Source organism: Streptomyces sp. NPDC048664 (assembly GCF_040650555.1).
Lineage (GTDB): Bacteria > Actinomycetota > Actinomycetes > Streptomycetales > Streptomycetaceae > Streptomyces.
The window spans coordinates 134139-146315 of the sequence record NZ_JBEZHK010000019.1 but is presented as its reverse complement, the minus strand read 5'-3'; the positions used below and the strand labels follow the sequence as shown (position 1 = coordinate 146315).

The following is a 12177-nucleotide window of genomic DNA, read 5'->3' as shown; positions in this document are numbered from 1 at the left end:
TACCCCCCTCTCTTCCGTTGTGTTCGCCATCTGGACCTGGTCAGATGGCGAACCGCTGCTGGAGTACCACGGCAACTCTCGTACATGACCGGTCGTGACAACCGCCGTTCCCTGTCAGCCTGGCGTTGGCGGTTCCTGCCACGTCCTGTGCCGCCTTCGTCGCGCACGCCGCCGGATTACTGCACCCACGCATGCCGGTGGGGGCCGCCAGAAATCTGGCGGCCCCCACCGGGATTTCATCGTTCTCAGACGCGACGGTGCCGGCCGTAGTGGCCGCCCACCTGCTCGTGGTAGCCCGCGTCGCCGAGGTGCTTGTCCTTGTCGAACTCGGGCGCGTCCTTGATCTGGTCCTTGGTCAGCTCGACGTAGATCTTCTCCTCGGCGGCGTCGATGCGCGACACCGTGCCGGCGGGCAGCAGTACGTGCTTCCCGAAGATCCAGACGCCGGTGTCGACGACCAGGTACGAGGACCCGACCTCGTCGGAGTGCCTGTCGACCTTTCCGATGCTGCCGTCCGTCGCCTCGACCTTGTATCCGATGAGGGTGTTTCCGGCGGTGTGGCCGGTCGTCGGCTGGTAGCCCCAGATGTCGCTCATGAAAAAACCGGCTCCTCAATTCGACGATGTCTGACGGAGAACGGAAGCCATAAGTGCGGTGACCGTTCCCTGCTCAATCGCGTGCCCCGGCTTCGACCACCTACACACCCAGGAAAAAGATTATGGGCCCGGACACCTCAGGTGTCCGGGCCCACCCAAGCGTTCGTGCACGCCCTACCAGCGGTACCAGCGGCCACGCTTGCTGCCACCGACTGCGGGACGGATTCCAGCATGCTCGAAATCTTTTGTGTTTATGCGGGCTTGGCATGGAAATTCGTGTCGGCCGACCCGGCGTCCGTCGGGCACGTGTCACAGGAACCGGCGGATGGGCTGGACGGTCGCTTCCCGGACCCGCTGGATGGTCGAGCGTCTCCCCCACCAGGCCGCCCGGATCTGTTCACTGGCCGCCGCGTCCGCCTCGAAGTACCATCCAGCGTGTCGGTGGACTCCTGATCCAGGACGGACGGCGACCATGACTTCCAGAGCGGTGCCCAGACGCGGGCGACGTGCGCGTCGCGGACCCGGACGGCGAGCACCGCCGCGGAGCGCCGGACGGCGCCCATCTCCTCGGGCAGTCCGGCCGTCACCTCCCGGCTGCGGGCCTTGGTCAGCGCCGGCCGCGCCGGTTCGGCACAGTGCTCCTTGTCCTCGCGCCGCTCGCCCACGACTCCTCGCCCTCCGCGCCGACAGGCGGCACCGGGGGTGCAGGATGACCTCCAGCAAGTGATCTTGACTAGTTGTCAGGAGATCCTGGCCGTTTCTAGTCACGACCGCTGGTGGTCCGGTTCCCGCTCCGGCGCCGGCGCTTCTGGGGGCGGCGCACGAGATCGCTCGCGGCGAGGGTCACGGCCGCCGCGCGGCGGACCCAGCGGGGTCCGCCGCGCTCCGCCCACGCCACACATACGCACCCGCCGGCGGCGAGCACCACCACGCCGATCCCCGCCCGCCTCTCCCGGCGGGCACGTCGACCCGAGCGAGACCAGCCGGGCCGCGGCTGTCCGCGAACACGCAGAGGAGACCGGCGTCCACATGGCCGCCGACGACCTGCGCCAGCCCGGAGTCTGGGTTTCCCCCGAGCGCGACCCACACGGCTCATCGCACTGCGATCCCAGTGTCATGTACGGAGAGTGGCCCCGTCATCCTGGTCAGGCTAGATCGGTCAGGTCCTCCGCGAACACCTGCGACAGCGGCTGCGGTCCCACATACTGCTGGCAGTTGCACTGACCAGCCTCGTAACGCAGCGGCTTCTTGTTCTCATCCCAGGCCACAGGCACCTCGACGCGCTCGTGGCACCGGCCCTGTTTGTCGTGTTTGGCGAGATGGTGCGTGCATCCGCACACGGGCTCCGGAGACTTGTTCGCCGCTTCGACGGCCAAACGTTCCTGTCTTGCCGCCTCCAGCAACTGCAACTTGCGCTCATGCCGGTTACGCAGTGCCGTGCGGACGTTGTCAGCCGCCCACGCGAAGCCACCCGTCCAAAAGACGATGAGAACCCACCAGAACCAGTCCATCCGCTTTCCCCTCCCCCTGTGATGCCGCGAACCAGCATAGGTGGCTCATCGGATGGGCGTTCGCATTGCCGTGCAGGCCTCAGACACAGCTTCTGAACGGCAGGTGCGCGTCAGCCACGGCTAGGCGATCCGCCGGGACCAGCTGGAAGCCTCACTGCACCTGCCTGCGTCGCCGGCGACCGTCGTCGCACGCTCGGGATGCGCGGCGATGCCGTCCTCAAGGGCGCTGGAGTCGACCGGATCGAAGCCCTGCGCGGCAAGAGCCACATGACCCGCACACGGTCACCCGCCCACTGGCCGCCCTGCGCGTCCTCATCGTGGACCCGACCGTGCGCGCCGGCGCCGACCGCATGATCAGGCTGACGTACGACCTCCGTCCAGGCCCTCACCGCCCCGAGCCCGGTGTCTTGGTCAGTTTTCTCCCTCGGTCGGGGTGCTGCCGGCGGCGACGGCGTCGAACTGGGTGGTCAGGTCGCTGGTCAGACGGCTGAGCAGGCGGATGAGCTCGGTGCGGTCGCGGTCGGACCACTGCGCGAGCGCCGCGGCGAACCAGCCGTTGACGACGGCGGTGTAGCGGTCGACGATCCGCCGGCCGGAGGGTGTCAGGGCGATCAGGCGGGCCCTTTGGTCCTCGGGGTCGGGAACACGCTTGATGATCGCGCGCTTTTCCAGGTTGTTGAGGTGACGGGTGACATGGGGCCCGACGACCTGCATGCGGGTCGCGATCTCGCCGACCCGCAGAGGTTGTTCGGCACCACCCAGGATGACCAGGATCGTCATGGCGGGCCGGTCCAGTGCCACTCCGGCGTCCTGGACGGCCTGTTCGTAGAGCTGCCCGCGGTTGAGCAGGGTCCGCAGCTGGAGCAGGCGCGGCAGCAGCCCGGTGGTCGCATCGCTGAGCGGATCCATGTCCGCAACTCCCTTGATAGATACCTAACGTAGGTATATTTTTCTTCCCGGAAGCCGACCTCGCAGGAGATCGGGCCGCCGCCAAATATGATACCTAAGGTAGGTAATCAAGCCGTGAACGAGCCCACTCCCCCCACCGCGACCGTGACCACGACCGACGTCGTGATCATCGGTGCCGGCCCCACCGGCCTGACCCTGGCCTGCGACCTGGCCCGACGCGGTGTCAGCTTCCTCCTCCTGGAACGCTCCGCCACGCCCAGCACCGCCTCCCGCGCCAAGACCATCCAGCCCCGCACCATGGAGGTCGCCGACGACCTCGGCGCGGCCGGACGCGTCCTGGCAGAGGGCCGGGTGAACGTCCCCACCCGCCGCTACGACCACGACCGGGTGGTCTCCGAGGCAGTGGAGCTCGCCGCAGGGGTGCCCACCACGGACGCCCCCTACCCGCCGGTCTGGCTCTCCCAGCCACGGCTCGAGCAGATCCTTCGCGACCGCCTGGCCGAACTCGGCGGAACCATCCACTGGGAAAGCGAGGTCATCGACCTCCAGCAGGACGACGACGGGGTCACCGCCACGGTCACCGCCGGGCCCGACGCGGGCTGCTCCTTCGTGCGCGCCCGGTACGCCGTCGGCGCCGACGGCGGACGGAGCGCCGTCCGCACACTGGCCGGCATCGAGTTGCACGGCACCTCGCTCACAGACCAGCGCTGGCACCTGGGCGACGTCCGCGTCACCGGCCTCTCCCGCCACTGCCAGCACCTGTGGACCAGCAAGGAGGACGGCCTGCTGTCCCTCTTCCCGCTTCCCGGCACCGACCTGTGGCAGTTCCAGGCATCCATCCCCGCCGACGAGCCCACGCCCGAGGAACCGTCGCTGGATCTGTTCCGCCGCATCTTCGCCGACCGCGCCGCGGTCCCGGGCGTGGGCATCCAGGACGTCGCCTGGCTCTCCCTCTACCGGATCAACGTGCTCCTGGCCGACCGCTACCGCTCCGGGCGGATCCTCCTGGCCGGCGACGCGGCGCACATCCACTCCCCGGCCGGCGGCCAGGGCATGAACACCGGCATCCAGGACGCCTACAACCTCGGCTGGAAGCTCGCCGCCCTTCTCGACGGCGCCGACCAGGCCCTGCTCGACACCTACGAGAACGAGCGCCGCCCCGTCGCCCGCGACGTCCTGGACGACAGCACCACCCGCCTGGGCAACGTGATGCGCGCGGCAGGCGAGAGCGACGGCCCTTCCGCCCAACAAGGTCTCACCGACGACCGCACCACCGGCCTGGGCATCGCCTACGCCGACAGCCCGCTCACCCACGGCCCCGGCGCGGGAGTCCGCGCCCCCGACGCACCCTGCCGCAACGCCGGAACCGGCAACCCCACCCGCCTGTTCGACCTGCTGCGCGGCCCCCGGTGGACCCTGCTCTCCTTCGGTGACACCCCCGTCCGGCAGGCCCCGGACGGCCCGCGCACCTTCCGGGTGACCACCGACCCGGCCGCCACCGGCGCCGACACCGTCATCGACACCGACGACCTCGCCCACCACGCCTACGGCATCACCGGCGACGAACTCGTCCTCATCCGCCCCGACGGCTACATCGCCGCCCGCCGCCCCGCCGACGACCCGGCCGCCGTCCTCACCCAGGCGGCCACCAGCGGGCTGTGACCCGCCGAGCAGGACGAGCCGCGGACGGAACCGAACGTCAGCTGCCGGGGCCTGGCCATCGGCATCAGCGGGCCCGCACCGGCTCGGCCGAGGCGGGTCAGGCCGGAGTGGCGCCATCCGCGCGGGCCGCAGCCCGCTCACTGATCGATTCAGAATGAGGAGAGCAGGCAGCCTTACGCTCGATGACCTTGGTCAGCGGGGAGTGACGAACCTTTCAACGCCCGTCGATGTGGGAGCCACCCTGGTCGAGCTGCCGGACGGCTTGGGTGATGTTGCGCAGCAGGGTGCGGGCCGCGGTGATGTCGGCCTCGGGGATGTGGGCGGTGATGTGCCGGTGTGAGGCATGCGCCCGTGCGGTGATGGCCTGCAGGGTCTGGCGGCCGTCGGAGGTGAGGGTGAGCAGGGGGGATGTGCGGTGGTCAGGGTTGGACGCGAAGACGGCCAGGCCCTCTTTGGTGAGGTCGTTGGCGATGCGCTGGACGTTCTGCCGAGCCACTCCCAGCCGGCGGGCCGCGCTCGGGACGCTCATGGGCTGCTCGGAGATGACGCTCAGGACCTGCCAGCGCGCCTGGGTCTGCCCTTCAGCCGCCGCCACAGCCTCCCCGCTCCTGCGCAGCGCCCCGGCCGCCTCGTAGATGTCGGCGACCAGCAGAGCCATCTCGTCGGACATGTCCACACCCTCCAGATTGACAACATGTTGTCTAGATGGAATCTTGATGTCATCCTAATGGACCTGTCCACCCGAGGCAGCCCCGTCCCACCGAGGAGCATGTGATGAGCACCGCGATCGAGAACCTGAAGGCGGCCCGCGAGCGGGCGGCGGCCGTCCGTCCGGAGGTCGGCGGATTCCCCTACCTCGCCGAGGCCCTGCGCCAGGCGGGCGTGAGCACGTACCACTGCACCGTGCCGGCCGGCACCAGCGTCTACGTCACCGATGCCGGCCCCGTGGTCACCCAGAGCGGACCCCTCGTGGACGGCACGGCGGACATCTCCCCCTGGGACGAAAAGGCTCTGATCGCGGCGATCCGTGCCGATCAGGCGGGATCGACCAGCTACCCGGAATTCGTGAGCGGCTGCTGGAACGCCGGCGTCCTGCACTACGAGGTCAATCTCGCCGCCCGCACCTGCACCTACCACGGCGCCCTGGGCGACTCGTACACCGAGTCCTACCAGCCCGTCAGCATCTGAGCCGAAGGGCACCGCACCGAGGCGAAGGCATCTCCCCCTCCCCGCAGGAGTACAGCGAGCCCGGTCCGGTCGTCATGACGAAACGCCCCGCCTGACGGGTATGAGGGATCGAAGCCGCACAGGCTCTTCTGCCAGGTCCCACCACCTGACACCTACCAGTTCGCCTACCGCGACCTCCTGGTCGACTTGAGCGCGAACCCGGACGGGACGCTGCACCACCCCGACCAAGTCGCGGAGGTCTGCCGCCGCGAGGACCTGGCGGACCCAGTCGCTGCCGACACCCCGCTCGGAGCCGAGCAGGTCGCCACCCGCCTCCAGGCGCGCAACACCAACGACCATCCACGGCCGGACCTGCCCCTTCCGGTACCCGTGACAAAGGATCGAGGCGGGACCCTTCGAGTGAAATACCGGAGGATGGCCAAAGAACTGGCGGTTCGCCGGCTGTTGGGGCGGTCCCCGAACCGTACGTTCAGGTCCAGCGCGCACAGCGGCGCTGCTCGTGCACGGAGTTCGCCGACACCTTCACAGAGCACCAAGCCGAGAGGAACAGCCATGCGCCTGATCCGCTGGGCTCTCGCTACTGCGATGGTGGCGACATCCGCCTCGGCCATCGGCCTGCCCCTCCTCTTCGTGGACCGGATGCCCCAGAGCTCCGAAGCCGCACGGGTCAGGATGGTCAGCGCCCCAGTCAATTCGCGGGGCAAAGCCGACTCGCCCTATCCATCCTTCACGGATCCGGCCCCGCAGGAACCAGTACCCCCCTGCGACAGTTACGGCGGTCCCTACTGCGGCTGGGTGAGAACATATTGGGGCGGCTGCGACAAGGAGTGGGGCCTGAGCTTCGGATTCAAAGACCCTGGCTGGCTCTGTCCTCTCGACCCCCGGCCAAGCCCCTCTGCCTCTGCCACACCCAGTCCCTAGGCCACGGCGCCCTCCGACGGAAGCCGTGGTTCCGGGAGCTCGGCGGGCCTCGTCGGCGATGCCCTTGCACCGGGGCAGGCTTGCCCCGGGACCGGACCGGGACAATCGGAAAGACTTCACAGCCAGTCTTCTGCAAGCCGCACATCCGCTTCGGAGAACTATGTCGTCGCCTGCCCGACCGTCACGTGGCGGCCGGACGGAGTTGCAGGGATGCGGCGCCGTCTCGGTGTGATCGGCCCGGCCGTCTCGCCGGAGGTCGGCCGTTCGTCAATGCTCACGACGGAGGTGGCAGCAGTCATGCGGCAGAACCACGTCGGCGAAGCCAGGCCGCAGCCGGCACCCCCAGAGCCAGCAGCAGACCGCCAGCGACGATGACGATGTTCTTCGCGCTCAGCAGGCCCTCGCTCCAGGCCGCAGCCCTGCTGCCACGCGGAACAGCCCGGGGCGACGGGGAGCCGAACGAGCCGCTCCCGGCTGCACCACCGTGCGGAGGAGCACCGCCCCCGTGAGCACCGTCTTCACGAGCACCGTCGTTCTGGCCGTTGACGCAGTGGGCGGCCGGGAAGGGAAAGCCGCGCGCGTGGCGGCCGAAAGCCTTCACCACGAAGATCGGGTGCACCCTGAAGAACCCGTGAATCTCAAACTGATATTGACCACTGGTCTCGCTGGGGTAGTCCACGTCCAGATATGTCGAGACGGTGAAGCTGTCCCAAGGCGCCGCCGGAGACGTCGACGAGGAGTCCGAGTCCCCTTGGAGGACGAGAGCCTCCGGCCCATATCGGCCATCAATCAGAATCGCCCTGAGTCCCTTGTCGATAAGCACGACACTGCGGTGGCTGTAGCAGTGGCGCCAAGGATTGTGGTGACGGTCCCCTTCTTGAAACCCCAAGGAGGCCGACGCGTGCCGTGCTGATGCCTGCGCGACGACACCGATCGGCGGAGACACAAGGGCGATAGCCGCACCCGCCAGCGACGCTGCAACCCAGGGACGAAATTTCATCCGATGACCTCATTGGATGGCGGACAAGGGCAACTGCCGGCCGGGCTACATCCGAATCTCAGAAGAACTTAAGAGAGGTCAACTCATCGCGCCGCCAACATTCTCGGGAAGCCGTACGGTGTCACCCAACCGCAGCAGTCTCCACGGGGGTGCAGACCTGACGGGGCGCGGCCCTGAAGAAACTTTTCGCAGACCACCAACTGAGGGCGCCGTTCATGCCACGCCTCTCAACCACCGGCCCGGACACGGCGCGGCAATGCGGTCGGCCAACGTCCTGGGCGGGGTCTCTCCCGCGTCGGTAGCAGATATCTTATCCGCGGCGCGTCACAGCTCGGAAACAGAGGTTCCCCTGAGGGTGGGTGTGCGCCCCGATGGATACATTCCTGGCCACGCCGGCCTTCCGGAGCGGCGTACCGACGTCGGGGGACCTCATGTTCGAACTGTTCTTCTACCTCGTGCCCACCCTCATGATCGCGGGTGTCGGCTACGCCGCGTTCCGGCTGATCCGCCGGGCGCGGCGGATCAGCCGGACGTGGGCGCAAGGCCTGACGGCCGAGGCGCGCTGCCTGCGCACGTACACCACGACCAGCGGCGGTGGAGACACAGCCGTGCGCACGAGGGTGCACCACATCTACGAGTACACCAGCTGCGAAGGGGCCCAGGTCCGGTTCGAGGAGACCGGCGGTCCCGCCACCGTCCTGGAGGGCGACTGCGTCACCGTGCGGTACCTCCCGGCGCATCCCCAGCAGGCCACCGCGATCCCGCCCTCCCGGGGCAGACTCGCCGCAGAGTCCGGCTGCCTGCTGGCCTTCCTCGGCCTGATCATCATCTTCTGCCTGGGGTTCCTGGCCGTCGCGCACTCGATGTTCTCGGTGGCCGGCGACCTGATGCCGTGACCCTTCATCACTGACGTCCCCTCGGTTGCCGTGCCAGGTCCAGCCCAGCAGGCGGTCCGTGCTGCTCGGCTGCTCCCCGGTGGCCAGGTCCGTGCCGGTGATGGCTTCGATGGCGCCCTTGCCGTCCCCGATGCCGAGCAGCAGGTTGAGCAGTATCGGCATCCGGTGTTCTCCTGTGCGGCCCGCTCTTCGGGAGTGACGTACGGGACGGTCTCAGGAATGCGCCGGTGCCCGACGCCGGGGTGCCAGATGCCGCCGTGAAGACTCACGGAACTGGGCTACGAGCACACTGCGGTCGCCTTTGCGGCTGGCGATGACCACCTGGCAGGGGTCGAGGTCTTCGACAGTGATGGCGGCGAGATCGTCCCGGAGTGTATGGCGTCGGTCGTAGGCCGGAACGACGGCGACCGCGCGCCCGTCCGCCACGGCTTCCAGTGTGTCCTCGAAGTCGCCCACGCGCGCCGGACTAACCGGTGCCGGGTTGCCGTCCGGCCGGGAGTCCAGGTGCCGGAATCCATCCCGGACCGCGGCCATGCCGGCACAGCCCAGCAGAGGTGCGTCTGCGAAGTCGTCCTGCCTGACCGACTCACGGTGGGCGAGGCGGTGGGATGCGGCGACGAGGAGGACCCGGGGTTCGTCGTAGAGGGTGCTCACGCTCAGGTCGTCGTCCGGGATGGGAAGCGGTGTGCGGGCGACAAGCGCGTCGACCTGGCCGTCAAGAAGAACGTGAGTCTCGTTCCAGTCCAGATGACGGGTGCGGACACGGGCGTCGGGATGGCGGCGGCGCAGGTCCCGCACCGCAGCGGTGACGACGAGGTCCTCGACGTGGCCGATGGTGATGGTGCGCGGTGGTGCCTCGGCGCGTGCGGCCTGCACCGCCTGCGCGGCGGAGTCCAGGAGTGCCCGGGCCTGGGGCAGGAAGGCCGCACCCGCCGCCGTGAGGGCGCTGCCCTGCGTGGTGCGCTCCAGCAGACGCACGCCGAGGACATCCTCCAGCCGCTTGATCTGACGGCTCAGGGATGGCTGGGCCACATGCAGGACCGCGGCCGCGCGGGCGAAATGCAGATGCTCGGCGACGACAGTGAAGTACCGCACCAGTCTCATATCGAGGTCCAGGCCGGAATCGAGCGCCGGAGCGGGCGAAGCGTCATGGAGCACCCGTACACCCTACTCGTTATGCCGATCGCGCATAACGAGGTGCGAAACAGGTCTTGGACGCCTTGTCGCACACAGCTGTTGACTCGACGGTGCCGCTCGGGGGCCACCCCGGAGCGGCATGGATCTCCGGAACAGAGGGCAGCCGCCATGGGCAAGTACGAGGGCAAGAACGTCGTGATCACAGGAGGCAGCAGCGGGTTGGGCCTGGCCACCGCCCGTCTCCTGGTGGGCGAAGGGGCACGGGTACTCATCACCGGACGCACCCATTCCACACTGGATGCCGCACACGACCAGCTCGGCGACAACGCGATCGCAGTTCGCAGCGACGCATCGTCCCTGCCCGACATCGACACACTGGCCGCCCGCGTGCAGGCCGAGTTCGGCACGGTCGACGCCCTGTTCGCCAACGCGGGTGCAACCGGGTTCGCACCGTTCGAGGTGACGAACGAGGAACTCTTCGACGAAATGATCGCGATCAACACCAAGGGCCCGTACTTCACGGTGCAGAAGCTCGCCTCACTCCTGGCCGAGGGCAGCGGAGTGGTGCTCACCACGTCAGTCGTGAACGTCATGGGCTATCCCAACCTCAGCGCCTACGCGGCGAGCAAGGCGGCCCTGCGCTCGATGACCCGAAGCCTGGCCCGCGAACTGCTGGCGCGGAATATCCGCGTCAACGCGGTCAGCCCTGGCCCGATCGACTCCGGGATCCTGGAGAAGTCGATGCCCGCGGAGGTGGCGCAGCAAGTGGCACGTCAGATGGCCGCGGAGATTCCCATGCTGCGCGTGGGCACCCCCGACGAGATCGCCAGAGCAGTCGCCTTCCTCGCCTTCGAAGCCACCTTCACCACCGGTGCCGAACTCGCCGTGGACGGAGGCGGCTCCCAGCTGTAGCGCCCGGCAGGCGGGGCGCTACAGCCGGGCCGACCGGTCATCGGGAGCCCACGACGAGCAGGAGGGCGCGGCCGGCGAGCGGTATTCGCCGGCCGCCCTCGTCCACAGCGACAGTGATGTGGCATCCAGGGATCACACCCAGGTGCAGCTCTCGTCGGCGACCGCTTCCAGGGCCGCGCCGGTGACTGTGGCGCGGGCAGCGGCGGGGGCGGCCGGGGTACGGGGCAGGTGTGGCGAAGGTGTTCGTCACGGCCACCAGGGCCACGGCGGTGTCCGCGTGAGCGGCAGGGAGACCGTGGACGCGATCCTGTGTAGCGTGCCGTTCGGCATGCCAACCCGGCATCGCCGTCAACACAGGGGGAACGCATCATGCTTCGCAGAACTCGGCTGCTCATCGTGGCCGGAGTGGCCGTCGCCATCGTTCTGATCACCGCTATAGGCAGCCTCATCGGAGCCTTTGACCGCACTGACGGCGGGCAGGTGGCCATCGTCCGCAACGGCGGCATGTTCGATGACCGGAACATCCGCCAGATCATCCAGCCCGCCTCCGGACTCACCTGGACCGGTCTCTACTCCACCAGCCACAAGTACCCGGCCCAACAGCGCTTCTACACCATCACCGCGAAGGCCAACGGGGGCGACCGCTCGGGGGTGGACGTGGTGCACACCCCGTCTTCGGACGGCGTGGACATGGGCATCGAGGGCACCCTGTACTTCAGCCTCAACCTTGACCAGAAGGCGCTGCGGGACTTCGACAACAAGTTCGGAACCCGCACCTTCACCGCCGCGGGCGGTCAGACGTACCACGCCTACGACGGAGACAAGGGCTGGTCCGCCTTCCTGGACCAGATCATCCGGCCGGTGATCGACAACGACCTGCGCGAGCAGATCTCCCGGTTCCGCTGCGCGGAACTGGTCTCCTCCTGCTCGCTGGTCCAGAACAACGGCAGCGCCTCGGGCAGCAAGGCGGTCGGCAAGAGCAACAACAGCAACATCGCCGTCGTCCAGAACGCCATCAACAGCTCGCTGGCGCAGGACCTCGAATCCACCCTCGGGGACAAGTTCCTGGTGGGCCTGCGCTTCAACCTGGTCCGGATCAGCCTCCCGGACAATGTGCAGCAGGCTGTCGACAAGGCCCAGGCCGCCTTCGCCGCCGTCTCCGAGGCCCAGGCCAAGGTCGCCCAGGCCCGTGCGGAGGCGGAGGCGAACGAGGCCCGCCAGCAGGGCTACTCCAAGTGCCCGGCCTGCGCCACCATTGACGAGATGAAGGCCATCCCGCCGAACGTCAGCACCTTCGCACCCGGGCAGGGCTTCGCCGTCACCCCCGGCGCGAAGTAGCCGAGCGCACCCTCCGGGACCGGGCTCGCCGGACGGCGGTGCCCGGCCCGGACAACCCGGCCCGGCACAACCCGGTGAGCCGCAACCTGGTCGCTGTCCTGCCCCCT

Annotated in this window: 12 protein-coding genes and 1 pseudogene; 6 read left to right on the top strand and 7 right to left on the bottom strand. The window is 68.6% G+C overall.

Going from position 1 to position 12177, the window contains the following annotated elements:
• Positions 1-245: 245 nt before the first annotated feature.
• Entirely contained in the window at positions 246-596 is a 351-nt protein-coding gene (locus tag AB0C59_RS21625; protein WP_363006904.1) for a PRC-barrel domain-containing protein, read from the bottom strand.
• A gap of 900 nt (positions 597-1496) precedes the next feature.
• On the opposite strand from AB0C59_RS21625, the gene AB0C59_RS21620 reads away from it, so the two are divergent.
• Positions 1497-1820: an NUDIX hydrolase gene (locus AB0C59_RS21620; protein WP_363006918.1), complete on the top strand. Its 324-nt coding sequence runs from the start codon at positions 1497-1499 to the stop codon at positions 1818-1820.
• On the opposite strand, the gene AB0C59_RS21615 is transcribed toward AB0C59_RS21620, so the two are convergent.
• Together AB0C59_RS21615 and AB0C59_RS21610 are read right to left on the bottom strand one after the other, a co-directional pair.
• Entirely contained in the window at positions 1742-2107 is a 366-nt protein-coding gene (locus AB0C59_RS21615) for a hypothetical protein (RefSeq protein ID WP_363006902.1), read from the bottom strand. The genes AB0C59_RS21620 and AB0C59_RS21615 overlap by 79 nt on opposite strands.
• Before the next feature lie 411 nt (positions 2108-2518).
• The gene (locus tag AB0C59_RS21610; RefSeq protein WP_363006900.1) at positions 2519-3016 is read right to left on the bottom strand and encodes a MarR family transcriptional regulator; all 498 of its coding nucleotides are present in this window, start codon (positions 3014-3016) and stop codon (positions 2519-2521) included.
• Positions 3017-3130: 114 nt separating this feature from the next.
• On the opposite strand from AB0C59_RS21610, the gene AB0C59_RS21605 reads away from it, so the two are divergent.
• The gene (locus AB0C59_RS21605; RefSeq protein ID WP_363006898.1) at positions 3131-4678 is read left to right on the top strand and encodes an FAD-dependent oxidoreductase; all 1548 of its coding nucleotides are present in this window, start codon (positions 3131-3133) and stop codon (positions 4676-4678) included.
• 214 nt (positions 4679-4892) lie between these two features.
• Here AB0C59_RS21605 and AB0C59_RS21600 read toward each other — a convergent pair whose 3' ends face one another.
• Positions 4893-5348 (bottom strand): MarR family winged helix-turn-helix transcriptional regulator, encoded by a 456-nt coding sequence (locus AB0C59_RS21600; protein ID WP_363006896.1) that lies wholly within the window; start codon positions 5346-5348, stop codon positions 4893-4895.
• Positions 5349-5452: 104 nt separating this feature from the next.
• Between AB0C59_RS21600 and AB0C59_RS21595 the strand changes: the two genes are divergently transcribed.
• Positions 5453-5866 (top strand): DUF1398 family protein, encoded by a 414-nt coding sequence (locus tag AB0C59_RS21595; RefSeq protein ID WP_363006894.1) that lies wholly within the window; start codon positions 5453-5455, stop codon positions 5864-5866.
• 1216 nt (positions 5867-7082) lie between these two features.
• On the opposite strand, the gene AB0C59_RS21590 is transcribed toward AB0C59_RS21595, so the two are convergent.
• Positions 7083-7610, bottom strand: coding sequence for a hypothetical protein (locus tag AB0C59_RS21590; RefSeq protein ID WP_363006892.1), 528 nt, complete (start codon positions 7608-7610; stop codon positions 7083-7085).
• A gap of 608 nt (positions 7611-8218) precedes the next feature.
• On the opposite strand from AB0C59_RS21590, the gene AB0C59_RS21585 reads away from it, so the two are divergent.
• Positions 8219-8683: a DUF3592 domain-containing protein gene (locus tag AB0C59_RS21585; RefSeq protein WP_363006916.1), complete on the top strand. Its 465-nt coding sequence runs from the start codon at positions 8219-8221 to the stop codon at positions 8681-8683.
• A gap of 51 nt (positions 8684-8734) precedes the next feature.
• On the opposite strand, the pseudogene AB0C59_RS21580 reads toward AB0C59_RS21585, so the two are convergent.
• Together AB0C59_RS21580 and AB0C59_RS21575 are read right to left on the bottom strand one after the other, a co-directional pair.
• Positions 8735-8845, bottom strand: a pseudogene (locus tag AB0C59_RS21580) (pre-toxin TG domain-containing protein); the annotation flags it as partial.
• A gap of 51 nt (positions 8846-8896) precedes the next feature.
• Positions 8897-9841 carry a LysR substrate-binding domain-containing protein gene (locus tag AB0C59_RS21575; RefSeq protein WP_363006890.1) on the bottom strand — a complete coding sequence of 315 codons (945 nt, stop codon included), beginning with the start codon at positions 9839-9841 and terminating at the stop codon, positions 8897-8899.
• Between the two features lie 147 nt (positions 9842-9988).
• Here AB0C59_RS21575 and AB0C59_RS21570 point away from each other — a divergent pair, with 147 nt between their 5' ends.
• Together AB0C59_RS21570 and AB0C59_RS21565 are read left to right on the top strand one after the other, a co-directional pair.
• The gene (locus tag AB0C59_RS21570) at positions 9989-10732 is read left to right on the top strand and encodes an SDR family oxidoreductase (protein ID WP_363006888.1); all 744 of its coding nucleotides are present in this window, start codon (positions 9989-9991) and stop codon (positions 10730-10732) included.
• 369 nt (positions 10733-11101) lie between these two features.
• On the top strand, positions 11102-12070 hold the full coding sequence (locus AB0C59_RS21565) for an SPFH domain-containing protein (protein WP_363006886.1): 969 nt from the start codon (positions 11102-11104) through the stop codon (positions 12068-12070).
• Positions 12071-12177: the final 107 nt, after the last annotated feature.